This is a genomic window from Flavobacterium sp. CG_9.1, assembly GCF_015751645.1.
GTDB lineage: Bacteria > Bacteroidota > Bacteroidia > Flavobacteriales > Flavobacteriaceae > Flavobacterium > Flavobacterium xanthum.
On the sequence record NZ_JADOVC010000012.1, the window covers coordinates 1 to 25,473 of the forward strand.

The window sequence follows — 25,473 nt, forward strand, 5'->3', positions numbered from 1 at the left end:
TTATCGGTGAATTCTAAAATACTTTCTCCTGTAAATTTTTCCATTCTTTAAATTTACATAAAAAGTATAAGTAATTATCCGAACACCTCAAAAATAATATTTTAAACTACTGCAGTTTGTTGCTAATTCACGTTGCATTTTAGTAGTGAAAGCCTCCACCAAAACGATGTTTTGTTGGAGGCTTTTTTTTATTTTTTTTAAGCGATTACAGGAAAATGGAAACAGGTGCGTTTATTTAGGAATAATTTTGGGAAAGTATTGTAACATAAAAATTTAAACTTATTAGTACTATATTTGGAAAACACGAAAAATCAAAATTAATCCAAGATAAAAAATAATAGGCATTGTCGTGGATAATTTTTACACTTATTATAAAGTGCGAAAATTATTAGAATGTAGTATTATCAAGTGTAAGGTGTTATAAACAAGATAGTAGCTAATTATTTTTTGATATAACAGTTCAATGAGCTCTATATATTACAAATGTAATCTTGAGACTAATTTTAACAAATAAACTGCTGCTGATGTACTTTTATAATAAGAAAGAAGTATATTATTTTTGATTATTCCAGCGCCTGAACAAATAATCAATTAAAAAATGACAATAATACTATGAATGAAACAGAACAACCACCGGAAAGAATTAAAATCGCTGAGAAAGAGCTGTTCCTAAAATTAATGATCGCTCCACGAACAGCTTTTCAATTTATAAATGAATACAAATATGAGAAACATTTGTATATTTTATTATTTCTAGCTGGTATTGTAAGAACTTTTGATAGAGCATCAACGAAAAATATGGGAAATAACTTTTCCCTTTGGAATACCATCGCTGTCTGTGTTATTTTTGGTGGTATTTTTGGCTGGATTTCCTAATATCTATATGCTGCGCTTATTAGCTGGACTGGCGCTTGGTTGAATGGAAAGGGAAATACACAATCTATAGTAAGAGTTTTAGCTTATGCTTTTTTTCCTTCTATTTTCATTTTAATACTTCTGATTCCGCAGCTTGCGTTATATGGAAATCAATTATTCCAATCAGATTCTGATTTATACAATTTAGCTTCAACTAAAAGTGTGATTTTGTATCTACTGCTTTTTGTAGAGTCGGGACTGGGAATTTGGTCGCTTGTATTGTGCATAATTGGAATAGCTGAAGTACAGCAATTATCTATTGGTAAAGCAATATTAAATGTATTATTTCCTGTAATAATACTAATTTTTGCTATTTTAGTTTTGGTCTTAATTATTAAAATATTCGAATAATCACCCTAAAATGAGTATTACTAAGTTGAGAAGAACTGATAATAAAATATGTATTTATCTTTTTAAACACAATACCTTCGCAAAAAATAAAATTTCAACAAATGATAACTCATCTCGCATTACTTCGTGGCATCAACGTTTCTGGTCACAGTATGATAAAAATGGAAGCCCTAAAAACGACTTTGGAAACCATTGGTTTTCAAAATGTGCAAACGTATATTCAATCCGGAAATGTTTTTGTGGATACCGAAGAAGAAAATGGAGCTGCCGTTGGATTCAAAATAAAACAGGAAATTTTTAAGATTTTTGGATATGAAGTGCCTGTTGTTGTTATTAAAAAAGAGGATTTAGAAGCTTGTTTCAAAAAGAATTCATTTTTGAAGGAAAAAGACATTGATACAAAGAAGTTGTATGTGGCTTTTATTTCGACCACGTTGCAAAGTACGAGTATGAATGATTTGAAAATTAGCCAATTCAAACCAGATGAAGCAAGTATTGATGGTAACAAAATCTTTATAAAATATGCTGTTGGCGCCGGAAAGACCAGATTTGATCAAAAATACATCGAGAAAAAACTGAATGTTATTGCAACAATCCGAAATTGGAATACAGTGACACAATTGCTGAAAATGTACGAAGAACGATAATAAGACTTCTAGTCCGGTTCAACCGCTAATTTGCAAATTATAAATGGTATAATCCATCTTAAATTTGCGAATTAGCGGTATTTTTTTGGAGTTTAAACAAAGATTTTTAAGACTCTATTTTAGCTTTAGAAAAAAATAGTTAAAATTTGACGCAACCTATTGCAAGAAGTAGCATCTATAAAATATATATAACCGAAGTCAAATACTGTTTTATAATTTTAGTTAAAAAGTAAATTATAAGTGCTTATTAAAACATTTTCATAAGGTTTAGATTTGGTTAATTTTAGGATTATGAAGCACTTTTGTCAAAGAGTATTCAGAAGTTGTAAAAACTTCTGGTGCTCTTTTTCTATTTTCAATCGAATAGAAGAATCAGTCTTTCAATAAAAAAATAGTTGGTACGCACAAAAAAATTATATTTACGTACTAATTAATGCTATCAAAATCTTTTATTTATTTTGCAAAACCCTAAAATGTAGCGCTATGAATTTAAAACTTTCTTTTGTTTTTACTGTCTTTTTTGTTTGTGTCTCCATAGCGCAAAACGGAAATCCAAACGATTATTTGTCGGCTCAATTCCATAAAGAACGCAGAGAAGCCTTGCGTGCCAAAATGCCTCAGAATAGTGTGGCGGTATTTTTTAGTAATCCTATTCGGAACCGAGCCAATGATGTGGATTTTATCTACCATCAAGATCCGGATTTTTATTATTTAACAGGATACAAAGAACCTAATTCAGTGCTAGTTGTTTTTTCGAACAATAAAACCAATACAGACGGAAAGTCATTCAATGAATTGCTCTATGTTCAGGAAAAAAATCCAAGAGCAGAGCAATGGACAGGAGTCCGCTTAGGAACGGAGGGCGCCAAAAAAGAGTTGGGTTTTGATAATGCTTTGAATGGAGCGGCGTTTTTAAATTCGGGGATTGATTATGCAAATTTTGATACTGTTTTCTTTAAGGAATTTGAAGAAGATACCCGAAATTCGAAAAATGAAAAAGCCGATTTATATAAATTAATTAGTGCTTTTAACTCTCAAATTGGCTACAGCGAAAAAGAGAGACCACAAATGGATTTGAATGTGCAAAACGAAATGAATACTAAAAATAGCATCACTTCAAAAAAGGCTACAATAAATACCAAATCGATTTTGACATTTATGGCGAGTTTGCGCGAGAAAAAATCCAAAGAAGAGTTGGTTTTATTGACTAAAGCGGTTCGGATTTCGGCAATGGGACAACGTGAAATCATGAAAGCGATGCATCCTGGAATGTCGGAAACGGAAATACAGGGAATTCATGAATTTGTATACAAAAAGTACGGCAGTGAGTTTGAGGGTTATCCATCAATCGTGGGCGCAGGAAATAACGGTTGCGTATTGCATTATATTGAAAACAGCAAAATGAAAGTCGAAAACGAGTTGGTTTTAATGGATTTAGGAGCTGAATATCATGGGTATACTGCTGATGTAACCCGAACCATTCCAGCTAACGGAAAATTTTCTACGGAGCAAAAACTAATTTATGATTTGGTTTATGAAGCGCAAGAAGCTGGTATTGCTGCTGCAAAAGTGGGGAATAGTTTTAATGCGCCGGATGTTGCTGCACGCAAAATAATCACTGCTGGCTTAGTGAAACTAGGAATTGTTAAAACGGAACAAGAATCCAGAAAATATTTTCCTCACGGAACTTCCCATCACATTGGGTTAGATGTTCACGATCCAGGTTTGTATACTGTTTTTGAAGCAGATATGGTCGTGACCGTAGAGCCTGGAATTTACATTCCAATAGGTAGTGATTGTGATAAAAAATGGTGGGGAATTGCGGTACGAATTGAAGATGATATTTTAATTACAGCAAATGGACCGGTAAATTTATCATCGGAAGCACCAAGAAAATCAAATGAAATTGAAGCACTTATGAGTGAAAAAAGTGTTTTAGATACTTTTTCTGTACCAAGTTTAGATTAGTGTATTTTACTATTCTTTACAAATAGAACTCCGTTGTCTTATTGATTTCGGAGTTTTTTTTAAATCATTTACCAACCAAATCACAATACCAAAACCCAAAATCAAACACATCGGATGCACTTGTATCACAAGCAGTATCGGATGAATCTTCTTTTTCTGGTTTTTCATATTTTCGATACACAACTTCTCCAATTTCAAATTTGATAGGTTTGGAGAAAATGGGACCGTCAAAAGTGAAGGTGTGGAATTCGCCATTTTCGCCACAAACATCTACATTTTCTGGTAAATCATTTATGAAATCCTCATCGATAACGCGACCTACGAAGCTTTTATCCAAATGGCGTTCGTTCACACAAACCACAATTGTTTTAAAACCTAAACGTATAAATTCCTGAATGATTTCGTGGGTTGGGGTTTTCCAAAGTGGAAAAATGCATTCGAAACCTATTTCGGCTAATTTATCTTCACGGTATTTACGCAAATCTTCCAGAAAAATATCTCCAAAAATAGAATGGGTGACACCATGATTTTTTAGTTTTGCCAATGTTTTTCGCATCACATCTTCGTAGGCTTCCATAGTTGGCATTTCAGGAATTTGCATGATTTCAAGCGGTAATCCAATGCTTTGGGCTTGTTGTTGTAATAATTCAACTCTAACTCCATGCATAGAAACACGTTGATGCTGTTGGTTTACACTGGTTAATAAACAAGAGATTTCAATTTCTGGATTTTGTAAGGTTTTATATAAGGCCAGCGCAGAATCTTTTCCACTGCTCCAATTAAATAGTGCTTTCTTTTTCAATGTAGTTTGACTTATAGTTTTCTGGAGGTAAACTTACAAAATTAGCCGGATTAGTTGGGGAAACCTTTGTAACTTTGGAAATCGCATCATTAAATATGTTAGTAATGAAATACCTATTCCTTTTTATTTCCACATTCACATTTGCCCAACAAACCCAATTTGTTGATTTTAAATCGGTTTTGGGTAGAATTGCAATAAATCCAATTGAAAAAACTGTGTCAGGAGATGTCAGATATAATTTTGAAGTGTTACAATCCATAGATACTATTAAAATTGATGCACAAAACATGGAATTTTTTGATGTTATGCTGAACGGAAAACCAATCGATTTTAAAAATACCCAAAAGCAATTACAACTTATTTTCTCCTTTGAAAAGGGAAAAAACAACCTGACTTTTCAGTATTTGGCAAAGCCAAAGCAAACAATGTATTTCATTGGTTCAGAAGCAAATGATAATGTACAAATTTGGACACAAGGACAAGGGAAATATACGAGTCATTGGTTTCCAAGTTTTGACGATGTGAATGAAAAAGTAGTTTTTAATATGAACATCGTATTTGATAAAGACTATCAGGTCATTTCAAATGGTACGTTGCAATTTAAGTCGGAATTGAATGGACTTTCCGTTTGGAACTACCGTATGCAAAAACCAATGAGTTCTTATTTATTGATGCTTGCCATTGGAAAATTTGAAAAAAATGTACAAAAATCAAAGTCGGGAATTCATTTAGAAATGTATTTGGAACCAAAAGATGCAACTAAATTTGAACCAACCTATCGTGATTCAAAAAGAATGTTTGATTTTTTAGAAAATGAAATAGGAGTGAAGTATCCTTGGGAAATATACAAACAAGCACCTGTTCGAGATTTTCTATATGCTGGAATGGAAAATACATCAGCAACGCTTTTCAACACGCGTTTTGTAGTCGATTCAACAGGATTTGAAGACAGAAGCTACACCAATGTCAATGCACATGAATTAGCACACCAATGGTTTGGAAATTTAGTCACTGCCGAAAATAGTAAACACCATTGGTTGCAGGAGGGTTTTGCTACGTATTATGCACTGCTTGCCGAAAAAGAAATCTATGGTGAAGATTATTTCTATTCCAAATTATATGAGTCGGCACAACAATTAAAATTTGCCTCTCGTACGGACCCGATTCCTGTTCTGAATGCAAAAGCAAGTTCATTGACATTTTATCAAAAAGGTGCTTGGGCTTTATTTAGTTTACACGAGGAAATAGGCGATAAGGCGTTTAAAAAAGCGGTCAAAAACTATTTGAAAAAACATGCGTTTCAGAGTGTGAATACCAATGATTTTTTTACTGAAATTAAGAAAGTATCAAATTATGATTTGGATAATTTTAGTAAAGTATGGCTTGAAACTACTGTTTTTAATACCCAACAAGCTAATATTTTATTGTTAAAAAACAAATCAATTCAGGTCTTGTTTGCGGTAGAAAAATTAAAAAATAAACCGTTGTTAGATAAAAAGGATTTTTTTAAAAAAATAATGGAATCTGACGTTTATTTTTCGGTGAAAGAAGCGATTCTAAATCAATTAAAAAATGAAAAATGGGAAGATAAAGAGAGTTTTTTTATTTTAGCTTTAGAAACTAAAAATGTGCAATTACGTCAAACAATTGCGGGAACAGTAAATGAAATTCCTGAAAGTTTCAGAGTGCATTATGAAACTTTATTAGAGGACAAATCATATCAAACACAAGAACTGGCGTTATATAATTTATGGAATAATTTTCCAGAAAAGCGTTTTAAATATTTAGATCAATCCAAAACTTGAATGGGTTTTAATGATTATAATTTAAAGACTTTGTGGTTAACACTCGCTTTATCAACACCTAATTATACTAGAGAGAAAGAAACATTGGTCAATGAATTAATAGAGTATTCATCTATAAATTACGAGGCGAATACCAGACAAAATGCTTTGGATAAATTGCTTGCTTTCAAAATAATTAATGATATTGTTTTGAAAAATCTTGTAAATGCAACTACACATCACATGTGGCAATTTTCTAAATTTGGTAGAGATAACCTAAGAAAATTATTAAAAAATCCAGAAATGAGATTTGCTTTGGAAAAAATAGTTCCTGACCTAAATGAAGCAGAACAGTTTCAGTTACAGCGTTTGCTAAAAGAATAGCTATGTTTTTTGAAGCTATTTCCTCGCAGTGGTGCATGTAATTTAAAGCGGCGCTGCTAAAATTTAAAATAACGGATAGAAAGGATATAAAGAGGTTTACATAGTATTTTAAAATAGTAATGGTGTTGCTCTATTTGAAGTAAAAGTATTTAATTTAGCAGCTAATAGCACGCAGAATCTTATTTATAGCGCAAGAATATCAATTCAAATAAGAAAAATAAGATGGTTATAAAAAAATATATTTTTGCTTTTTTAGTACTATCGACATTTAGTTGTAGTATGCAAAATGACCTGTTAAAAAAGACATTGGCCTCCGATAATCCTAACATAAAAAGGGTGATGGAAAATCCAAAGCAATATGAGCTTCAAATTATCTACACTCAGATTGTAAGAGATAAAAAGGGAAAAATTTCATTTAAGGATTACACGTATCATTTAGACGCTAAAACTTACTTTTATCCAGCGAGCACAGTAAAATTTCCTATTGCAATTTTGGCTTTGGAAAAATTGAATACAATCCCTAATACTTCTATTAATACCTCATATACGATAGAAGGGAACACAGATAAAATAAAATTTTCTGAAGAAATTTCAAAAGTTTTTGCTGTGAGCGATAATGTAGCCAGTACAAATTTACTTGAATTCATTGGTTTTGATTTTGTGAACCAAAAGATGAAAGAAAAAGGGCTGTTTCCTTTTCGATTAAGCCACCGTCTTTCAGCTCCAGACTCGAGAAACCCTTTAGTAAAATCAACTACAATCTACAAAGACGACCAAACGATCGAAGTTTTTCCTTCAAAACTCAATGAAAGTCCCGTTCCTTTAGCGCTCTTGGGTATCAAAAAAGGAGTGGGTTATCGGGATGCCGATGATAAATTAATAAATACACCTTTCGACTTTTCTAAAAATAATTACTACCCACTAGAAACCTTACACAATACACTAAAACGAATGGTATTTTCTCAAGCTTTCAAAGAAGAAGAACGTTTTAAAATAACAGAGAAAGACAGAGAATTTATTCTTTTTTCAATGCAAAACCTACCTAAAAATGCAGGCTTTGATCCGATTACCTATTATGATGGTTATTGTAAATTTTTTATGTTTGGAGATACGACAGCAAATATTCCGTCGAATATAAAAATTTACAATAAAGTGGGCACTGCGTATGGCACCATGATTGATTGTGCTTATATTCTTGACCAAGAAAACAAGGTTGAATTTATGCTGTCTGCGACTATTTTAGCAAATAAAGATGGTGTTTTTAACGATGACATTTATGAATATGAAAGTATAAGTCTTCCTTTCTTAGCTGAATTAGGGCGTCAATTATATGATAAAAGTAGACAATAATCTAGTTTGTCTATTCGTGAATTTATTTTTTGGACAGGTAGGAATATCCCCAACTGTGGAAAATAAAAATGCAAGGCAGAATTGATCTCTTCTCCAGAATTATAAAGGTATTGCATTCTTAAAAAGTAGAATGATTTTGAGAATGAGTAACAAATGCTTTAATAAATCTCAATTTGCAGAATGGATTGCTTACCACAATTGTCCCACTTCGTTTTTGATATAAGCCAAAGCTGCATTGCTTGGAGATTGTTTTTCCATTAAATCATTCAATAGAACTTCACGTAACTTATCAGCAGAATCCACACGGTCACTTCTATTTGCAGCACGTATCATTTGGATTGTCGCATTTTTTGCAGTTACAATTATGGTCCAGCATTCATCTGACATGTAAATTTGTTGTGTCGAATTATGTTCAAATTCTTGCTCTATTTGCGCCATTATAAGATTCTCATAATCATTCTTATCTTGGGAAAGAGGAGTTATGCGGATCAATAATTTGGTAAGATTGATGCGTTCTAAATACAAAGCCATGCGTTCGTATGCTTGCAAACGCAGCGGTAAAGCATCTTTCTGAGCTTCCTTTTGTAATAACCAGCGTCTGGTATTTTGCTGATCTTTAAAATAAGAGTCAAATAAAAAATAGGCAACGCTACCGGTTATTAGCGAAGGTATTGTATAAGCTAGAATTTCTATGATTTTTGTTGAGTCCATTTTGATGTAAAAATTTTGAACAAAAATATACTTTTTTGATTAAAAATCAATTTCTATTTAATAGCAATTAATCAAATCGAATAGTATTTTTGTCGCTAGTAACGCTACTTTTTAAAATAAAATACCGTAATGGAAACTTATGTACTTGTTTTACTTTGTTTAGGCGCCTTTGCTGCAGGATTTATTGATGCAATTGTTGGTGGTGGTGGATTGATACAAACTCCTATGGGATTAATTTTGATGCCAAATCTTCCCGTTGCTACAGTTATTGGAACCTTAAAAGTTCCTGCGTTCAGTGGTACTTCCTTTGCAGCGTATCAATATCTAAAAAAGGTGGACATGAACTGGAAATTATTGTCTGTTATGATGCTTTTGGCATTTCCATCAGCATTTTTGGGTTCTACTTTATTGACGTATGTGAGTAATGATTTCATGAAACCATTATTATTAGTAGTGCTATCTTTTTTGGTGATTTATACTTATGCCAAGAAAAATTTTGGTCAACAAATTGAAAAAAATCATTCTCCAAGAACACAAATTTTTAATGCAATTGGTATTAGTTTTATAGTGGGTTTGTACGATGGATTTATAGGTCCTGGAACAGGTAGTTTTCTTGTGGTTGCATTTATCGCTATCATGGGATTTGATTTTTTACATGCTTCTGCAAATGCTAAAATGGTCAATCTTGCCACAAATTTTGGTTCTATTTGTTTGTTTATTTTAAAAGGAAAAATTATTTGGGCAATAGCAATACCCATGGCTGCGAGTAACGCTTTTGGTGGATGGATGGGTGCAAAATTAGCTATAAATAAAGGAAATAGTTTTATACGAGTGTTCTTTTTGGTGGTAGTAATTGGTACTTTAGTCCGTTTTGCCTACGATGTATTTTTTAAATAATAAATTCAGAATCTCTTATAATAATTAGCAGCAAAATGAATTCGCGGATTGTTCTTTTTTGGTACTTAAAACCTCATTCAAAATCGCTATTTTTGCATAATATAATTTAAAAATTTCCATGCATAAATATATCGATCAACTTAACGAAGCACAACGCGAACCCGTTTTACAAAAAGACGGTCCTATGATAATTATTGCAGGAGCAGGTTCTGGTAAAACGCGGGTGTTGACTATAAGAATTGCTTATTTGATGCATCAGGGAATCGATGCATTCAGTATATTGTCCCTGACTTTTACCAACAAGGCAGCCCGAGAAATGAAAAAGCGGATCTCTGACATTGTAGGTGCAGGTGAGGCTAAAAACCTTTGGATGGGAACTTTTCACTCTGTTTTTGCACGAATTCTACGTTCCGAAGCAGACCATTTAGGATATCCTTCCAACTTTACCATATACGATTCTCAAGACTCACTGCGTGCCATCTCTGGAATTATCAAAGAGATGCAATTGGATAGAGATGTGTATAAACCCAAACAGGTTTTAAGTAGGATTTCTAACTTCAAGAATAGTTTGATTACGGTAAAAGCCTACTTTAATGATCCGGATTTACAAGAAGCGGATGCGATGTCTAAAAAACCTCGAATGGGAGAAATTTATCAAAATTATGTCGACCGATGTTTCAAAGCAGGAGCCATGGATTTTGATGATTTGTTATTGAAAACAAATGAATTACTCACTCGTTTTCCTGAAGTTCTAGCTAAATATCAAAACCGTTTCCGATACATATTAGTAGATGAGTACCAAGATACGAATCATTCTCAGTATTTAATCGTTCGCGCATTATCAGATAAATTTCAAAATATTTGTGTGGTAGGTGATGACGCGCAAAGTATTTATGCTTTTCGTGGAGCCAATATTAATAATATTTTGAACTTCCAAAAAGATTATGAAGGTGTAAAAACCTTTCGATTGGAACAGAATTACCGTTCCACAAAAAATATTGTGGAAGCAGCAAACACCATTATTGATAAAAATAAAGTTAAACTCGATAAAATCGTTTGGACAGCTAATGATTTTGGTCCAAAGATAAAAGTGCATCGCAGTTTAACGGACAATGAAGAAGGCCGTTTTGTGGCGAGTACCATTTGGGAACAAAAAATGCAAAATCAGTTGCCTAATGGCGCTTTTGCTATTTTGTACCGTACCAATGCACAATCCCGTGCTATGGAAGATGCTTTGAGAAAAAGAGATATTCCGTACCGAATTTATGGAGGACTTTCCTTTTATCAAAGAAAAGAAGTGAAGGATGTTTTGTGTTATCTTCGATTGGTTATTAATCCAAAAGATGAGGAAGCTTTAGTGCGGGTAATCAATTATCCAGCCCGTGGAATTGGGAATACTACTATAGAAAAATTAACCATTGCCGCCAATCATTACAAACGTTCCATCTTTGAAGTAATGCAAAATATAGAACGTATTGATTTAAAATTGAATTCTGGAACCAAGCAAAAACTACTAGATTTTGTTACGATGATTCAGAGTTTTCAGGCTATAAATGAGAATCAGGATGCGTTTTATCTGGCTGATCATGTTGCTAAAAAAACGGGATTGATACAAGAATTAAAGAAAGATGCAACTCCGGAAGGAATGGCTAAAATTCAGAATATTGAGGAGTTATTAAACGGGATAAAAGATTTCACCGATGGCCAAAAAGAAATAGATGGTGCTCGTGGCGCTTTGTCTGAATTTATGGAAGATATAGCTCTAGCAACAGATCTAGATAAAGATACTAGCGATGAAGATCGTGTGGCGTTAATGACCATCCACTTGGCAAAAGGATTAGAGTTTCCGCTTGTTTTTGTCGTTGGAATGGAAGAGGATTTGTTTCCAAGTGCCATGAGTATGAGTACCAGAAGTGAACTTGAGGAAGAACGGCGTTTGTTCTATGTGGCTTTGACCCGCGCGGAACATCAGGCATATTTGACCTATGCACAATCACGATACCGTTGGGGAAAGTTGACCGATAGTGAACCTTCTCGTTTTATCGAGGAAATCGATAGTCAATATCTAGAATATATGACGCCTCCTGAAAACAATTACCGCTATAAACCGATGATTGATAGTGATATTTTTGGTGATGTAGATAAATCTAAATTGCGTCTGGCAAAACCAATAGGGGGAACACCACCTAAATACAACACGGATACTGAACCTAAATCAGATATAAATATTCGAAAATTAAAACCGGTTTCCAATAATTTGGCTTCAGGAGCGGCAAATTTATTTGATAATAAACTGGCAGCAGGAAATATTGTCATGCACGAACGCTTTGGAAAAGGGGAAGTTATAAATCTGGAAGGAATAGGCGCGGATAAAAAAGCTGAAATCAAATTTGATGTAGGCGGTATAAAAAAATTACTATTGCGATTTGCAAAACTAGATATTATTGGATAAAAACGTGTTTTAGGGTGCAGGTTTAGGTTTCTATCATGAATTCATTAAACTGCAAACCCTTAATTTTAAACTAAATAAAATGGCTCAATTTATAAAAATATACCCAGATAAACCCAACGAAGCGGCAATAGCCAAAGTAGTTAAGGTTTTACAAGATGGAGGATTAGTGATTTACCCTACAGATACCGTTTACGGATTGGGTTGTGATATTACCAATACGAAAGCTTTGGAACGCATTGCAAAGATAAAAGGAGTAAAGCTTGATAAAGCTAATTTTTCCTTCGTTTGCCATGATTTAAGTAACATCTCTGATTATGTGAGACAAATTGACACGGCTACTTTTAAAATCTTAAAAAGAGCTTTACCAGGACCATATACCTTTATTTTACCGGGAAATAATAACTTACCTAAGGAATTCAAAAAGAAAACGACTGTCGGAATCAGGGTTCCTGATAATGCGATTGCTTTAGAGATTGTCAAGTTTCTTGGGAATCCTATTGTTTCTACCTCAATTCATGATGATGATGATGTGATAGAATACACCACTGATCCAGAACTGATTTTCGAAAAATGGCAAAACCTTGTAGACCTAGTTATCGATGGCGGTTATGGTGATAATGTAGGTTCTACTATTATTGATTTATCGGGTGATGAACCAATTGTAGTAAGAGAAGGAAAAGGAAATATAGATATTTTGTAAAATTTAAATTTTTGGCAAAATATTTGCTGATTTATTATATATTTTTATATTTGCGGATAAATTATATTTTTTAATTACAAAGTAATAGCATGTTATTCTTAATTATATTTAATTGGTTGTTAAAGAAAAATTGAGGATACATAAAGGCAGGCCAATTGGCCTGCTTTTTTTGTTTCGATCTAAAGTCAATTTTTGTCAATGTTTTAGAATAGAAATAAAGCAAAAAAAAACGCCTCAAAATTGAGGCGCTTGTTTTTTGATATTGGAATGAAATTATGGTCTTTGTTTTTTCATTTCTTTTTCAATCATTTCGTAAAATTGATCAATTTTTGGTAAAACTACGATACGAGTTCTTCTGTTGCGAGATCTGTTTTCAGCAGAATCATTGGCAACTAAAGGAATGTAAGAACTTCTTCCTGCAGCAATTAATTGCTCTGGTTTAACACCTAATTGATTTGTTAATACACGGATAATAGAAGTAGAACGTTTCACGCTTAAATCCCAATTGTCTAACAGTACACCTGTTCCATTGTAAGGAACATTGTCCGTATGACCTTCAACCATACATTCAAAATCAGGTTTGTCGTTAACCACTTTGGCAACTTTAGCCAAAACCATTTTAGCTCTATCTGTTACTTCGTAACTTCCGCTTTTAAATAATAATTTGTCAGCAATAGAGATAAAAACAACTCCTTTTTCAACATTTATTTCAATATCTGGATCAGAAATTCCTACTGAACTTTTTAAACTTGTCACTAATGCTAATGTTACGCTATCTTTTTTAGTTAACGCATCTTGCATTCTGCTTATTTTCAAATCTTTCTCTTTAATAGATTCTAAAGCTTTTTCAATATTTTGAGCACCCTTAGTTGACAAAACAGTCATGTCTTTGGAAACACTGATTAAACCTTGATTTTGTTCTTTTAAAGTAGCGGCAGTTGCTGCAAGACCTGCTTTTTCTTCTAAGCAAGAATTTAATTTTACAGTCGCAGTATTTAATAAATCTTGTGTCTCTTTGTTTCTAGCTTCTAAGTCCGTGTATTTCTTTTTAGAAACACAAGAAGTTAAAAGGGCCATTACTGATAAGGCAATTACGATTTTTTTCATAAATTGTTAAAATTTAGTTTATATTGTGAAAGACAAATTTAGCCTTTTATATTTTATTTAATTCTAAATAAATCGTTAAAAACTATAATTTTTCTAATAAAATAGAGGTAAACGATGCTTTTTACATTATAGTATTCTGTATGTTGAAATTTATTTCTTTTTTTATAGTAAGCCATAAAAAGACCATAAAAGGACCAATGAGCCTTCAGTACTGCCAAAAAATGCTTGGGTTTTCCTTGTGCTAAAAATTGGATTCCTGCAATTCCATCCAAAAGCATTCGACCCAAAAGAATTTTATACAATTGTTCTTTAGGAAGATTTTTAGTCAACATCAACAAGGAATTTCTAAAATTCAAAAAAGTCTTTTTTGGATTCCCCTGTTGTAAAGTTGCTCCACCTATATGATAGACCACGGATTCCGAATTGTATTTTATTTTATTTCCTTGATTAAAGGCACGCCAGCACAAATCAATTTCTTCTTGATGTGCAAAAAATTCTCCATCAAAACCATTGAGGTCTTTGTACACTTGGCTTCTAATAAAAAAACAAGCTCCTGAAGCCCAAAATATCTCGCAATGATCATCATACTGTCCAATATCTTTCTCTAAAGCATCAAAAATACGACCACGGCAATACGGATAGCCGTATTGATCTATGAATCCTCCTGCAGCTCCTGCATATTCAAAATAATCTTTGCGTTTAAAATCTAATATTTTAGGCTGAATGATCGCCGTATTTGGTTCACTTTCAAACGTTTTAATAATGGGTTGCAACCAATTCTCGGTTACTTCAATATCAGAGTTGACTAAGGCATATATTTCCGCGTCGATGTATTTTAAAGCTTGATTGTAGCCATCTGCAAATCCTAAATTGCTATCATTTTTTACTATTTGTACCGCAGGAAAAAAAGCTTTGACAAAGGAGATAGAATCATCTGTCGATGCATTATCAGCGACATAAATTGTGGCTTCAGCAGAATATTTCAATAGGGAAGGCAAAAATTTTTCTAACAATAAAATTCCATTCCAATTCAGTATTACAACAGCTATTTTCATCTTTTAATTTTGATTACCGGATTTGATAAATTGGTAATTCGGTAAGAAATTGATATTTTTCATTTTCGAAATCCATTTGGCAAAAGTAATGATTCAATCCGTTAGTCACCATCAAATATTGGGCTTTCATTGTCATATTATAGCGCGCAATTTGGTCGAAAGTCGCTTGCGCAATTTTAATTTCGGGTGCTTTACATTCGATTAAAATAAAAATAGACCCATCAGAATTAAAAACGACGACATCGTATCTTTTGCGTAAGCCATTCACTTTTAAAACCTTTTCTACATTAATTAATGATTTTGGATATTTTTTTTCTTCTAATAAAAACTGGACTACGTGCTGGCGAACCCATTCTTCGGGTGTAAGAATGATAAATTTTTTCCTGATTTCATCAAAAATAGAGACTTTATTTTCGCTATTTTTGAAACGAAAATGATAAGTAGAAAAATTTAATTGCTGCATGAAGCAAAAATAGTTATTTAGTTGAAAGTTTCAAGTTTAAAGTCTCATGTGATTCAACAAACTTTAAACGGTAAACTTCACACAAAACATAAAAATGGACGAAGTACTAAAAATTGTAAATGATATAAAAGGGGGCAACATTAAACCGCTTTATTTTTTGATGGGTGAAGAGCCATATTATATCGATAAATTATCGGACTACATTGAAGGGAAAGTGCTTACGGAAGAGGAAAAAGGATTCAATCAAACGGTTTTGTACGGCAGAGATGTCACAATTGAGGATATTATTTCTACCGCTAAACGCTATCCTATGATGGCAGAACGTCAAGTTGTAATTGTTAAGGAAGCACAAGATTTGATTCGAACCATTGACAAACTGGAAAGCTATGCCGAAAACCCAATGGCAACAACGGTTTTGGTTTTTTGTTATAAATATAAGACGTTGGACAAGCGAAAAAAATTGACCAAATTATTGGCTAAGTCAGGCGTGGTGTATGAAAGCAAAAAATTATATGAAAATCAAGTTGGGGACTGGATAAAACGTGTCCTCGCTGGTAAAAAATATGCTATTGAACCCAAAGCTACAGCCATGTTAGTAGAATTCTTGGGAACAGACTTGAGCAAAATAAATAATGAACTCGAAAAATTACAAATTATTTTGCCAGTTGGAAGCACGATAAGTCCAAAGGATATTGAGGAAAATATAGGATTCAGCAAAGACTTCAATGTATTTGAATTGCGAAAAGCACTTGGTGAACGCAACCAATTAAAAGCCTATGCCATCGCTGAAAATTTTGCCCAGAATCCAAAAGATAATCCAATGGTGGTGACGACTAGTTTAGTTTTTGGTTTTTTTATCCAATTGCTGAAGTATCACGGTTTGAAGGACAGAAATCCAAAAAATGTAGCAGCGGTAATAGGCGTAAATCCATTCTTTTTAAAAGAATATGATGTGGCTTTGAAGAATTATCCGATGAAAAAAGTAAGTCAAATTGTAACAGCTCTACGTGATATTGATGTCAAAAGTAAAGGTGTTGGTGCCAATGCATTGTCGCAATCTGATTTATTAAGAGAAATGCTTTATAAAATATTTAATTAAAGGGTAAAAAATCCCGATATTTGCAAACCCTTTATGAGGTTTCAGAATGGGAATTAAAAACGAAATTCCATAAATATGGCAATGAATAAAAATACGATCCTAGGTTGGGCCACGCTTATAATGATTATCATGGGTTTATTACTTATTGGCTTAGGTGCTTTTAGGTACGATGACGTTGCAGGTTGGGGCTTTGCTGCCGTAGGAGTTGGTTTTTTAGCTAACGCATGGGTTTTCAGTTCGCTCAAGGGCAGACTATAATAGTTATTTCAAATGTTGAATTTTAAATTTTAAATTAAAAAAAATGTCAGACGATAAAAAAGTAATCTTCTCAATGTCCAAATTGAGTAAAACTTATCAAGGAGCAGATAAACCAGTACTTAAAAATATTTATTTGAGTTTCTTTTATGGAGCTAAAATTGGTATTTTGGGTTTAAATGGATCTGGAAAATCTTCTTTATTAAAGATAATTGCTGGTGTTGATAAAAATTATCAAGGTGATGTAGTTTTTGCACCAGGTTACACTGTTGGTTATTTAGAACAGGAACCTATTTTAGATGATAGCAAAACGGTGATTGAAATTGTAAGAGAAGGAGTGGCTGAGACAATGGCTGTTTTAGACGAATTCAATAAAATCAATGATAGTTTTGGCTTGCCGGAAGTCTATGAAAATGCCGATAAAATGGAGCAGTTGATGGATCGTCAAGCGCTTTTACAAGATAAAATTGATGCATTAGGTGCATGGGAAATTGACACTAAATTAGAAATCGCCATGGATGCCTTGCGTACTCCTGAAGGTGATACTCCAATTAAGAATTTATCTGGAGGAGAACGTCGTCGTGTAGCTTTATGTCGTTTGTTATTGCAACAACCGGATGTTTTGCTTCTAGATGAACCTACCAATCACTTGGATGCGGAAAGTGTACTTTGGTTAGAACAACATTTAGCACAATATGCCGGAACTGTAATTGCAGTAACACACGATAGATATTTCTTGGACAATGTGGCAGGTTGGATTTTAGAACTAGATAGAGGAGAAGGAATTCCTTGGAAAGGGAATTATTCTTCTTGGTTGGACCAAAAATCAAGCCGTATGGCACTAGAAGAAAAAACAGCTTCCAAACGAAGAAAAAATTTAGAGCGCGAGTTGGATTGGGTTCGTCAAGGTGCCAAAGGTCGTCAGACGAAGCAAAAAGCGCGTTTACAGAACTACGATAAATTATTGAATGAAGACCAAAAACAATTGGATGAAAATCTGGAAATTTACATTCCAAATGGTCCACGTTTAGGAACAAATGTAATTGAGGCTAAGAATGTGTCTAAAGCATTTGGAGAAAAATTACTTTATGATAATTTAAACTTTACATTACCACAAGCAGGAATTGTTGGAATTATTGGGCCAAATGGTGCGGGTAAATCAACTATTTTCAAAATGATAATGGGCGAAGAAAAGCCAGATTCAGGAGAGTTTTTAATCGGTGATACTGTAAAGATTGCTTATGTTGATCAAGCACATTCAAATATTAATCCTGAAAAATCAATTTGGGAAAACTTCGCTGACGGTCAAGAATTGATTATGATGGGTGGAAAGCAAGTGAATTCAAGAGCTTATTTATCAAGATTTAATTTTGGTGGTGGAGAGCAAAACAAGAAAGTTTCGATGCTTTCAGGTGGAGAAAGAAACCGTTTACATCTTGCCATGACATTAAAAGAGGAAGGAAACGTTTTGTTACTGGATGAGCCAACGAATGATTTGGATATCAATACGCTTCGTGCTTTGGAAGAAGGTTTAGAAAATTTTGCAGGTTGCGCAGTAGTAATTTCTCACGATAGATGGTTTTTAGACAGAATTTGTACGCACATTCTAGCTTTTGAAGGCAACTCAGAAGTGTATTATTTTGAGGGTGGTTTCTCTGAATATGAGGAAAATAAAAAGAAACGTTTAGGTGGGGATTTAACTCCAAAACGATTGAAATATAGAAAACTAATTAGAAGTTAATTTCTTCTGCCTAGCGTAATAATAGCAAGAGGATGTCCAAAATTGGTCATCCTCTTTTTTTTTGCTATTTTTTTATTTTTTTATCAGAATTCATCATAATAAAAACGGCAGAAACGATTCCAACGATTACTAAACCGAATACGACAACCATTATAAAAGTTCCGTTATCCCAAGAAAAAAGTGTAGTGTCTTTCATGATTTATTTATTTATTTTAAGTTGGGCCAAATATAGTATTGATAATAAATAAAAGTCATGATAAATATCATGCTCGGTCGTTTATTCTAAAAATTTGGCTTGCAACTCCTTGGTGGGAATCATGCAGTGGTCCTTTTTACCATACCATTTGTAACGGTTTTTTGCAATATAATCATAAATATAGTTGTTAAATGATACCGGTAATATAGAAAAGAGATTGGCAAAATAAAATATTCCACCTAAATTTTTAGCAATTTCCAGTGCAGCTTCCGACTTATAATAATAGGCAAAACCAGGCTGATACAAAATAATACTGTCTGTTTTATGTGTGTCAATTCCTAAATGTGTAGTAATTTCTTGTCCTAAATCAGATTGCAAGGATACAAATCTAAAAATGTCTTTTTGGTCATGCTTAATTATAAATTGCACCGCTGAATCACACAAATTGCATAGGCCATCAAACAGGATTATTTTTTTATGTTTAGGTAATTTATCCATATATTTTTAAGTTGAAGTATACAAGGAATTGGATTTCTATTCTAATTACTCCTATCATAACTCCTGTTAGTGCGATTGATTCGTTCCTAGGGTGCCTTATTTATTTTTACCAGCCTCAACAAACTCCAGTGCTTCAAGACTTACTTTTGAAGTGAATACGCCATAGTTTACCGTTGCTTTATTTTTTTCTATCGCATCAAGGGTACCCACTGCTTTTCCATCAAACATGCGCACGCGATCACCTACTTTTAGAATGTGTTTAGGTTTTTCAACCACTACTTTTAGTTTCTTTTCCTTCTTCTCTTTTCTAATTTCTTCAACTTGAATAGTCACTTCTTGAATGACTTCTTTCTTCTTTTCTATTAATGCTTTGCTCTCTTTAGTTGAAGCTTTTTTGCGTTTTGAATTTTCTATTTCAATTATTTTTAAAAATTCGCCAAGTAATTCCTTCTTGTTCTTATTGTTGAAATATTTCTCCGCAATATCTTCTATTTTAGTACCTATATAAATCGTTTTCTGATTACTATCATACAATTCCTGATAGCTTTCGAGTTTTTGTTTAATTTTTACATTTATGGTTTCCATTTTCTTGCCTTCTTCGCGCGCTTTAGTTTCTTCCTCTTTTAGCGTTTGAGAAGTTTTCTCCATTTTTGAACGTTCTTTTTGTAGCGTGGCAATTGTTTTATCGAAACGTACTTTTCCAACTTCAATCTTCTTTTTGGCTCGATTTATCAATCCGAATGGAATTCCATTTTTTAAGGCTACTTCAAATGTAAATGAACTTCCCGCTTGTCCCAAAGCTAATTTGTACATAGGTTCTAATGACTTTTCATCAAAGAGCATGTTTGCGTTGGTAGCAAAAGGCAGTTCATTAGCTAATATTTTTAAATTTGAATAATGCGTTGTAATAATCCCGAAAGCTTCCCGATGGTAGAATTCTTCCAAGAAAATTTCGGCCAATGCACCACCCAATTCAGGATCAGAACCGGTACCAAACTCATCAATTAGGAACATGGTTTTTTTGTTACACTTCTTTAAAAAGTAGTTCATATTCTTTAATCGGTAACTGTATGTACTTAGATGATTTTCAATAGATTGATTGTCTCCAATATCTGTAAGTATTCGATCGAATAAGAATGTTTCACTGCGTTCATGAACTGGAATTAACATACCAGATTGTAACATCAATTGTAATAATCCCACGGTTTTTAACGATATGGTTTTTCCACCAGCATTAGGACCAGAAATTACAATGATTCTGTTTTCCTGGCTCAATTCAATCGTTTGTGGATGTGTGATTTCATTTTTTAGCTTGTTGTTCAAAAGTAAAATAGGGTGGAACGCCTCTCTAAAATACAACCTTCTGTTCTCTGTAATTGCAGGTAAAATTCCATTGATTCGATTTGCATATTTAGCTTTGGCAGCAATTACATCAACATCACTCAAGAAGTCTTGGTATTTGATTAGCAACGGTAAATAGGGGCGTATATAATTTGATAATTGTTTTAAAATTCTTGTAATTTCCTCTTTTTCTTCATATTCTAAATTGCTAAGTTCTCTGGAATAATTCAGTGTGGCTTCAGGTTCGATATAAGCAATACTTCCTGTTTTAGAGCTGCCTAAAATCGATCCTTTTACTTTGCGTCGATACATTGCTAATACCGCCAAAACTCTGCGATTTTGAACAAAACTCTCTTTGATATCATCTAGATATCCTAAGGCATTGTATTGTGTTAAGGCGGTTCCAAAACTCTGATTGACTTTGCCTCTAACTGAATTCATATTTCGACGAATGTTCAACAAATCTGGAGAGGCATTGTCTTTTATTTCGCCATATTTATCAACAATTTCATCTACCATGACAATTATGTCTTTGGTAAATTCAACCTGTAAAGCTCTGGCATTTAAATTTGGATAATAATCTTCAAATTTTTTGAAATAGGTCAATAGGAAATTGACCGTCGAGGACAAAGTAGCTATTTTTCTAAAGCTTCCCACTTCAAGGAAACTATCCTCAATGGCGAGAAATCTAATTTCGTGCGTAATAGCATCGAAACCATGATTGGGGATTGCATTGTTGTTTTGAAAAGAGGAAACATATTCTGATGTTTGCATTAAGGCTTGCATCAAGGTTTCTTTATCTTTAAAGGGTGTTATTTCAAGCGCTTTCTGTTTGCCAATATCGGTATTACAAATTGCCGAAATCGTTTCTAGAACAGTTGGGAATTGTAAATCTTGTAATGTTTTTTCGGTGATGGATATCATTTATCTGTAAATTCTTTTTTAGACAAAAATAGTTAATAGTTAAGACTATTTAACAGTCATTCACAAAGAATTAATGAATGTTTAGGATCGTTTTTTAGGAATTAAAAAATGTAATTACCACGCATCTCTTTTATTACTCTGTGTATCTTTGTAAAATAATAATTATTTATGCAAATCAATCTTAATCCCGAATGGCAAAATATTTTGTCAGATGAAATTCAGCAGCCTTATTTTCATGATTTAATGGAATCTGTGGGTGAAGAATATAAAAATTATACCTGTTATCCTCCTCAAGACTTGATTTTTTCCGCTTTTAATTATTGTAATTTTAATGATTTAAAAGTGGTCATCATTGGTCAGGATCCTTATCATGGAAAAGGCGAAGCCAATGGTTTGTGCTTTTCGGTAAATAATAATGTCCGAATTCCACCTTCTTTACGTAATATTTTTAGAGAATTAAGCGATGATTATGGAACAATTTTCCTGCCCAGTTCTGGAAATTTGGAATCTTGGGCAAAACAAGGAGTTTTATTGTTGAATGCTTCGCTAACAGTTAGGGAAGACACAGCAAACAGTCATAAACATTTAAAATGGAATCTTTTTACTGACGCTGTTATCCAGAAAATTTCTGAGGAAACCGAACAAGTTGTTTTCTTGTTATGGGGGAATTTTGCCCATAAAAAAGGACTTAGAATAGACCGAAATAAACATTTAGTTTTGGAGTCCGGACATCCATCGCCATTGAGTGCGAATCAAGGAAAATGGTTTGGTAATAAGCATTTTAGTAAAACAAATGCATATTTAAAGCAGAATAATAAAGCATTAATTGATTGGATTTCAACATAATAGTTTTTAGGAGTTTACCGCCAGAGCTTAAAACTTTGTGCCTGTAGTTTATTTTGCTTTAGCGACTAAAAAAGATATTTTGCCATAAATTGTATCAATTTCAACCAATTAATTCGTGATACGGATTTAATGGTACAGATTTTAATTTGAAAACTAAATCAGAAAAATGCTTAGCCTCTATGTTTAGTTTAAAAATTACGTCTCCTTGTGTATTGTTCTGCGTGAGTGATGGGAGTGGAGCTCTTTTTTGAGAGGCTCTTTTGCCTCGAAAAAAAAGCGGGAGCGGACAGCAGGACCCGAAGTTTTTACGCAGGGGCACGCCCAAATTCTCAGGGGGAGTACTAGAAAAATCAGCTTATAATTAGGACTGATTTCTGGATTTACTTTTTGATGATTTCTTCTAAAATGGCTTTGTCAGCATAATTAATTACTTTTAAAGTCACCTCTTGATTCTTAATTGTTTTACCTTCAATGACGTACAGTTTTCCTTTTTTTAGGACAACGTTACTTTTATCAAAATCGATATCTCCAAATTGTAATGTATTCTTTATATCGGCAGTGTCAATCCATTTTTCAGCTAAAATCAAAGAAGCTTGATCGGAATAGTAAAAGGGTTTATTCCTCAAATCATTTAGTACTCTAGCGTTTGGAAAATAATTACAACGGGTATCTTTGCCACTAAAAACCAAAGCAACAAAGAAAAGTCCTATTACTAAACCTACCAAATAATAGGCAAAACGGTGTATAAACTTCATGAATTATATTTTTGGCAAAGGTAACTGAAAGTTTTCTTAAAAAACAATTAAATTGATATCGTTATACGGTAAATCGAACCAATCACCGATGGCACTATTTGTCAAGATTCCGTGGTACATATAGACCCCATTTTTTAATCCTTTATCACAACGGATGGCACTTTCTATACCGCCATCCTCTGCAATTTTCATTAAGTAAGGGGAAATTATATTGCTTATGGACAACGAAGCAGTTTTAGAATATCGGGAAGGAATATTGGGCACGCAGTAATGCAACACATTGTTTTTGATGAAGGTTGGTTTTTCATGCGAGGTTACTTCGGAAGTTTCAAAACAACCTCCTGTATCAATACTCACATCTACAATTACGGCTCCGTTTTTCATGTGCTCGACCATCGTTTCCGTTACTATTACAGGACAGCGATCCTTGCCACGCATGGCACCTATAGCGACGTCACACCTTCTGAGTGCTTTTAGTAATGCTTTTGGTTGAATGGTTGAAGTAAAAATTCTTTGGTTTAAATTGTTTTGTAGTCTTCGCAATTTAGTGATGGAATTATCAAAAACTTTAACAGATGCACCTAATCCAATCGCCGTTTTGGCAGCAAATTCACCTACAGTTCCTGCTCCTAGAATTACCACATCTGTAGGAGGGACACCAGTAATATTACCAAATAATAACCCTTTTCCAAATTCATTGGTAATCATTAGCTCGGCTGCAATTAGTATGGAGGCAGTTCCGGCAATTTCGCTTAATGATTTAACAGCAGGATAGGTTCCGTCTTCATCCTTAATATATTCAAAAGCTAATGCAGTAATTTTCTTTTTGCTTAAAGCCTCAAAATAGGTTTTTTTTCGGGTTTTTAACTGAATGGCTGACAAAAGAATCGTCTGTGGATTCATCATGGCGATTTCTGCAAGAGTTGCAGGTTCTACTTTCAAAATCATTGGACAACCAAATACCTTTTTAGCGTCATTAGTCATTTCAGCACCCGCATCACTGTATTCCTTATCAGTATAACTAGAACTCAATCCTGCTCCTGCTTCTATCATCACCCGATGTCCATGATAAGTAAGCGAGTTTACCGCATCAGGAGTAAGGCAAATACGGCGTTCTTGGTGACTCGTTTCCTTTGGAATACCAATAAAGAGTTCGCTTTTTTGTCTTGCAATCTCCAATTTTTCCTCCTGCGGTAATAGTTGTTGTTTTGTGAATGGTGTTATAGTTATTGACATTGATGTTGTTAAATTAAGGGTACAATTTACGCAAAAAGTTTTATAAAAGGCACTTATCGCATTTTTGGTAAACGCATTAGTACCTGATAAAATTAGTGGTGGATGGTTCGTTCCATTTTTATGTCGGCTCTTTCATAAACACCACCTTCCAATGGCACTTCTAAAAAACCGTATTTCTCGTATAAATGAATGGCTGGTAGTAATTTCCTATTCGAATATAAAATTAGTTTCTCCATTCCTTTTTCTTTAGCAATAGCAAGGCAGTGAAGTATTAATTTTTTTCCGATGCCCAAACCTTGTACACCATCTTGAACCGCCATTTTGCTCAATTCAAAAGTCGTATTGTCAATTTTTATCAAAGAAACAGTGCCTACAATAATCTCATTATATTGGGCATAAAAAATCATTCCACCTTTGTCTATAATTTGGCCTTGAGGATCTGAAAGTACAATTTCATCTTTGGGTTCGACCCTAAAATATTTTTTCAGCCATTCCAGATTTAATGTTTTTATTGGCTCTTTTAAATCTACTGAAAATGGAATAATTACAACTTTGTTTTCTACATTCATGAGGCTCTTTTTAACTTAATTGTAAATAACGTTTTCCATCAGCAAGCGATGAAATGGTAAGTACTGAATGTGCCTCAGGAATCAAATTTGGAATCTTTTCTGCCCATTCAATAAAACACCAATTCCCGGAATACAAGTAATCATCAATCCCCATATCTAATGCTTCTACTTCCTCATTCAGTCTATAAAAATCAAAATGATAAATAAGTTGATTTACACTCGTTTCGTACTCATTAACTAAAGAAAAAGTTGGACTGCTTGTTGCTCCGGTTACCCCAAGCGTTTTGCACAACTGCTTGATTAAAGTCGTTTTTCCAACGCCCATTTCTCCATGAAAAAGGATTACTTTTTTAGGATTACTGGCTATAATTTGCTGAGCAACTTCCTCGAGTTGGTCGATAGAAAAAATGATATTCATGCTTTTAAA

Annotated in this window: 25 protein-coding genes and 1 pseudogene; 14 read left to right on the forward strand and 12 right to left on the reverse strand. The window is 33.5% G+C overall.

The window, feature by feature from the left end; translation table 11 throughout:
• Positions 1-612: 612 nt before the first annotated feature.
• From IWX83_RS08075 to IWX83_RS08090, 4 genes and pseudogenes are all read left to right on the forward strand, one after another.
• On the forward strand, positions 613-876 hold the full coding sequence (locus IWX83_RS08075; protein WP_073353190.1) for a hypothetical protein: 264 nt from the start codon (positions 613-615) through the stop codon (positions 874-876).
• A 12-nt stretch (positions 877-888) separates the two neighbouring features.
• Positions 889-1,266 (forward strand): annotated as a pseudogene (locus tag IWX83_RS17455) (YIP1 family protein); the annotation flags it as partial.
• 101 nt (positions 1,267-1,367) lie between these two features.
• Positions 1,368-1,913: a DUF1697 domain-containing protein gene (locus IWX83_RS08085; protein ID WP_196828909.1), complete on the forward strand. Its 546-nt coding sequence runs from the start codon at positions 1,368-1,370 to the stop codon at positions 1,911-1,913.
• 483 nt (positions 1,914-2,396) lie between these two features.
• A complete protein-coding gene (locus IWX83_RS08090; protein ID WP_196828911.1) occupies positions 2,397-3,881 on the forward strand; it encodes an aminopeptidase P N-terminal domain-containing protein in 1,485 nt (494 codons plus the stop codon).
• Positions 3,882-3,945: 64 nt separating this feature from the next.
• Here the strand turns inward: IWX83_RS08090 and IWX83_RS08095 are convergent, their stop codons facing one another.
• Positions 3,946-4,683 carry a diphthine--ammonia ligase gene (locus tag IWX83_RS08095; RefSeq protein ID WP_196828913.1) on the reverse strand — a complete coding sequence of 246 codons (738 nt, stop codon included), beginning with the start codon at positions 4,681-4,683 and terminating at the stop codon, positions 3,946-3,948.
• A 104-nt stretch (positions 4,684-4,787) separates the two neighbouring features.
• Between IWX83_RS08095 and IWX83_RS08100 the strand changes: the two genes are divergently transcribed.
• The 3 genes from IWX83_RS08100 to IWX83_RS08105 all read left to right on the forward strand — a co-directional run bounded on the left by IWX83_RS08100 (position 4,788) and on the right by IWX83_RS08105 (position 8,201).
• The gene (locus IWX83_RS08100) at positions 4,788-6,488 is read left to right on the forward strand and encodes a M1 family metallopeptidase (RefSeq protein WP_370568400.1); all 1,701 of its coding nucleotides are present in this window, start codon (positions 4,788-4,790) and stop codon (positions 6,486-6,488) included.
• Complete coding sequence (locus IWX83_RS17460; protein WP_370568402.1) at positions 6,489-6,851, forward strand: hypothetical protein; 363 nt, start codon at positions 6,489-6,491, stop codon at positions 6,849-6,851.
• A gap of 339 nt (positions 6,852-7,190) precedes the next feature.
• Positions 7,191-8,201 (forward strand): serine hydrolase, encoded by a 1,011-nt coding sequence (locus tag IWX83_RS08105; RefSeq protein WP_231379887.1) that lies wholly within the window; start codon positions 7,191-7,193, stop codon positions 8,199-8,201.
• Between the two features lie 189 nt (positions 8,202-8,390).
• Here the strand turns inward: IWX83_RS08105 and IWX83_RS08110 are convergent, their stop codons facing one another.
• Positions 8,391-8,912: a hypothetical protein gene (locus tag IWX83_RS08110; protein WP_196828916.1), complete on the reverse strand. Its 522-nt coding sequence runs from the start codon at positions 8,910-8,912 to the stop codon at positions 8,391-8,393.
• A 129-nt stretch (positions 8,913-9,041) separates the two neighbouring features.
• Here IWX83_RS08110 and IWX83_RS08115 point away from each other — a divergent pair, with 129 nt between their 5' ends.
• From IWX83_RS08115 to IWX83_RS08125, 3 genes are all read left to right on the forward strand, one after another.
• Positions 9,042-9,809 carry a TSUP family transporter gene (locus tag IWX83_RS08115; protein WP_073353178.1) on the forward strand — a complete coding sequence of 256 codons (768 nt, stop codon included), beginning with the start codon at positions 9,042-9,044 and terminating at the stop codon, positions 9,807-9,809.
• A 118-nt stretch (positions 9,810-9,927) separates the two neighbouring features.
• Positions 9,928-12,261 (forward strand): ATP-dependent helicase, encoded by a 2,334-nt coding sequence (locus tag IWX83_RS08120; RefSeq protein ID WP_196828918.1) that lies wholly within the window; start codon positions 9,928-9,930, stop codon positions 12,259-12,261.
• 79 nt (positions 12,262-12,340) lie between these two features.
• Positions 12,341-12,961, forward strand: a complete 621-nt coding sequence (locus tag IWX83_RS08125; protein ID WP_196828920.1) for an L-threonylcarbamoyladenylate synthase — start codon at positions 12,341-12,343, stop codon at positions 12,959-12,961.
• A 273-nt stretch (positions 12,962-13,234) separates the two neighbouring features.
• Here IWX83_RS08125 and IWX83_RS08130 read toward each other — a convergent pair whose 3' ends face one another.
• From IWX83_RS08130 to IWX83_RS08140, 3 genes are read right to left on the reverse strand one after another with little or no spacing between them, the layout of a single operon-like run.
• On the reverse strand, positions 13,235-14,068 hold the full coding sequence (locus tag IWX83_RS08130) for an OmpA family protein (protein ID WP_073353173.1): 834 nt from the start codon (positions 14,066-14,068) through the stop codon (positions 13,235-13,237).
• Positions 14,069-14,121: 53 nt separating this feature from the next.
• Positions 14,122-15,123, reverse strand: coding sequence for a glycosyltransferase family 2 protein (locus IWX83_RS08135; protein WP_196828922.1), 1,002 nt, complete (start codon positions 15,121-15,123; stop codon positions 14,122-14,124).
• 13 nt (positions 15,124-15,136) lie between these two features.
• On the reverse strand, positions 15,137-15,586 hold the full coding sequence (locus tag IWX83_RS08140; RefSeq protein ID WP_073353169.1) for a type I restriction enzyme HsdR N-terminal domain-containing protein: 450 nt from the start codon (positions 15,584-15,586) through the stop codon (positions 15,137-15,139).
• Between the two features lie 94 nt (positions 15,587-15,680).
• Between IWX83_RS08140 and holA the strand changes: the two genes are divergently transcribed.
• The 3 genes from holA to ettA all read left to right on the forward strand — a co-directional run bounded on the left by holA (position 15,681) and on the right by ettA (position 18,681).
• Entirely contained in the window at positions 15,681-16,685 is a 1,005-nt protein-coding gene (gene holA / locus IWX83_RS08145; RefSeq protein ID WP_196828924.1) for a DNA polymerase III subunit delta, read from the forward strand.
• Positions 16,686-16,760: 75 nt separating this feature from the next.
• Complete coding sequence (locus IWX83_RS08150) at positions 16,761-16,943, forward strand: CAL67264 family membrane protein (protein WP_073353166.1); 183 nt, start codon at positions 16,761-16,763, stop codon at positions 16,941-16,943.
• Between the two features lie 43 nt (positions 16,944-16,986).
• Positions 16,987-18,681: an energy-dependent translational throttle protein EttA gene (gene ettA, locus IWX83_RS08155; RefSeq protein ID WP_196828927.1), complete on the forward strand. Its 1,695-nt coding sequence runs from the start codon at positions 16,987-16,989 to the stop codon at positions 18,679-18,681.
• A gap of 64 nt (positions 18,682-18,745) precedes the next feature.
• Here ettA and IWX83_RS17395 read toward each other — a convergent pair whose 3' ends face one another.
• The 3 genes from IWX83_RS17395 to IWX83_RS08165 form a co-directional block, all read right to left on the reverse strand.
• The gene (locus tag IWX83_RS17395) at positions 18,746-18,877 is read right to left on the reverse strand and encodes a hypothetical protein (protein WP_255546366.1); all 132 of its coding nucleotides are present in this window, start codon (positions 18,875-18,877) and stop codon (positions 18,746-18,748) included.
• 81 nt (positions 18,878-18,958) lie between these two features.
• Positions 18,959-19,375: a thiol-disulfide oxidoreductase DCC family protein gene (locus tag IWX83_RS08160; protein ID WP_196828928.1), complete on the reverse strand. Its 417-nt coding sequence runs from the start codon at positions 19,373-19,375 to the stop codon at positions 18,959-18,961.
• Positions 19,376-19,471: 96 nt separating this feature from the next.
• Positions 19,472-21,640 (reverse strand): DNA mismatch repair protein MutS, encoded by a 2,169-nt coding sequence (locus IWX83_RS08165; protein WP_196828930.1) that lies wholly within the window; start codon positions 21,638-21,640, stop codon positions 19,472-19,474.
• A 168-nt stretch (positions 21,641-21,808) separates the two neighbouring features.
• Here IWX83_RS08165 and ung point away from each other — a divergent pair, with 168 nt between their 5' ends.
• Entirely contained in the window at positions 21,809-22,486 is a 678-nt protein-coding gene (gene ung, locus IWX83_RS08170; protein ID WP_196828932.1) for a uracil-DNA glycosylase, read from the forward strand.
• A gap of 380 nt (positions 22,487-22,866) precedes the next feature.
• On the opposite strand, the gene IWX83_RS08175 is transcribed toward ung, so the two are convergent.
• The 4 genes from IWX83_RS08175 to tsaE form a co-directional block, all read right to left on the reverse strand.
• Positions 22,867-23,241: a DUF4258 domain-containing protein gene (locus tag IWX83_RS08175; protein ID WP_073353158.1), complete on the reverse strand. Its 375-nt coding sequence runs from the start codon at positions 23,239-23,241 to the stop codon at positions 22,867-22,869.
• 36 nt (positions 23,242-23,277) lie between these two features.
• Positions 23,278-24,477, reverse strand: coding sequence for an alanine dehydrogenase (locus IWX83_RS08180; RefSeq protein WP_066081973.1), 1,200 nt, complete (start codon positions 24,475-24,477; stop codon positions 23,278-23,280).
• Between the two features lie 92 nt (positions 24,478-24,569).
• The gene (locus IWX83_RS08185; RefSeq protein WP_073353156.1) at positions 24,570-25,046 is read right to left on the reverse strand and encodes a GNAT family N-acetyltransferase; all 477 of its coding nucleotides are present in this window, start codon (positions 25,044-25,046) and stop codon (positions 24,570-24,572) included.
• A 10-nt stretch (positions 25,047-25,056) separates the two neighbouring features.
• Positions 25,057-25,464 carry a tRNA (adenosine(37)-N6)-threonylcarbamoyltransferase complex ATPase subunit type 1 TsaE gene (gene tsaE / locus IWX83_RS08190; protein ID WP_196828934.1) on the reverse strand — a complete coding sequence of 136 codons (408 nt, stop codon included), beginning with the start codon at positions 25,462-25,464 and terminating at the stop codon, positions 25,057-25,059.
• Positions 25,465-25,473: the final 9 nt, after the last annotated feature.

What these genes read in the sequence shown, in the direction of transcription:
- IWX83_RS08075 (WP_073353190.1), top strand. Translation starts at nt 613, where the DNA reads ATGAATGAAACAGAACAACCACCGGAAAGAATTAAAATCGCTGAGAAA.
- IWX83_RS08085 (WP_196828909.1), top strand. Translation starts at nt 1,368, where the DNA reads ATGATAACTCATCTCGCATTACTTCGTGGCATCAACGTTTCTGGTCAC.
- IWX83_RS08090 (WP_196828911.1), top strand. Translation starts at nt 2,397, where the DNA reads ATGAATTTAAAACTTTCTTTTGTTTTTACTGTCTTTTTTGTTTGTGTC.
- IWX83_RS08100 (WP_370568400.1), top strand. Translation starts at nt 4,788, where the DNA reads ATGAAATACCTATTCCTTTTTATTTCCACATTCACATTTGCCCAACAA.
- IWX83_RS17460 (WP_370568402.1), top strand. Translation starts at nt 6,489, where the DNA reads ATGGGTTTTAATGATTATAATTTAAAGACTTTGTGGTTAACACTCGCT.
- IWX83_RS08105 (WP_231379887.1), top strand. Translation starts at nt 7,191, where the DNA reads ATGGAAAATCCAAAGCAATATGAGCTTCAAATTATCTACACTCAGATT.
- IWX83_RS08110 (WP_196828916.1), bottom strand. Translation starts at nt 8,912, where the DNA reads ATGGACTCAACAAAAATCATAGAAATTCTAGCTTATACAATACCTTCG.
- IWX83_RS08115 (WP_073353178.1), top strand. Translation starts at nt 9,042, where the DNA reads ATGGAAACTTATGTACTTGTTTTACTTTGTTTAGGCGCCTTTGCTGCA.
- IWX83_RS08120 (WP_196828918.1), top strand. Translation starts at nt 9,928, where the DNA reads ATGCATAAATATATCGATCAACTTAACGAAGCACAACGCGAACCCGTT.
- IWX83_RS08125 (WP_196828920.1), top strand. Translation starts at nt 12,341, where the DNA reads ATGGCTCAATTTATAAAAATATACCCAGATAAACCCAACGAAGCGGCA.
- IWX83_RS08130 (WP_073353173.1), bottom strand. Translation starts at nt 14,068, where the DNA reads ATGAAAAAAATCGTAATTGCCTTATCAGTAATGGCCCTTTTAACTTCT.
- IWX83_RS08135 (WP_196828922.1), bottom strand. Translation starts at nt 15,123, where the DNA reads ATGAAAATAGCTGTTGTAATACTGAATTGGAATGGAATTTTATTGTTA.
- IWX83_RS08140 (WP_073353169.1), bottom strand. Translation starts at nt 15,586, where the DNA reads ATGCAGCAATTAAATTTTTCTACTTATCATTTTCGTTTCAAAAATAGC.
- holA (WP_196828924.1), top strand. Translation starts at nt 15,681, where the DNA reads ATGGACGAAGTACTAAAAATTGTAAATGATATAAAAGGGGGCAACATT.
- IWX83_RS08150 (WP_073353166.1), top strand. Translation starts at nt 16,761, where the DNA reads ATGGCAATGAATAAAAATACGATCCTAGGTTGGGCCACGCTTATAATG.
- ettA (WP_196828927.1), top strand. Translation starts at nt 16,987, where the DNA reads ATGTCAGACGATAAAAAAGTAATCTTCTCAATGTCCAAATTGAGTAAA.
- IWX83_RS17395 (WP_255546366.1), bottom strand. Translation starts at nt 18,877, where the DNA reads ATGAAAGACACTACACTTTTTTCTTGGGATAACGGAACTTTTATAATG.
- IWX83_RS08160 (WP_196828928.1), bottom strand. Translation starts at nt 19,375, where the DNA reads ATGGATAAATTACCTAAACATAAAAAAATAATCCTGTTTGATGGCCTA.
- IWX83_RS08165 (WP_196828930.1), bottom strand. Translation starts at nt 21,640, where the DNA reads ATGATATCCATCACCGAAAAAACATTACAAGATTTACAATTCCCAACT.
- ung (WP_196828932.1), top strand. Translation starts at nt 21,809, where the DNA reads ATGCAAATCAATCTTAATCCCGAATGGCAAAATATTTTGTCAGATGAA.
- IWX83_RS08175 (WP_073353158.1), bottom strand. Translation starts at nt 23,241, where the DNA reads ATGAAGTTTATACACCGTTTTGCCTATTATTTGGTAGGTTTAGTAATA.
- IWX83_RS08180 (WP_066081973.1), bottom strand. Translation starts at nt 24,477, where the DNA reads ATGTCAATAACTATAACACCATTCACAAAACAACAACTATTACCGCAG.
- IWX83_RS08185 (WP_073353156.1), bottom strand. Translation starts at nt 25,046, where the DNA reads ATGAATGTAGAAAACAAAGTTGTAATTATTCCATTTTCAGTAGATTTA.
- tsaE (WP_196828934.1), bottom strand. Translation starts at nt 25,464, where the DNA reads ATGAATATCATTTTTTCTATCGACCAACTCGAGGAAGTTGCTCAGCAA.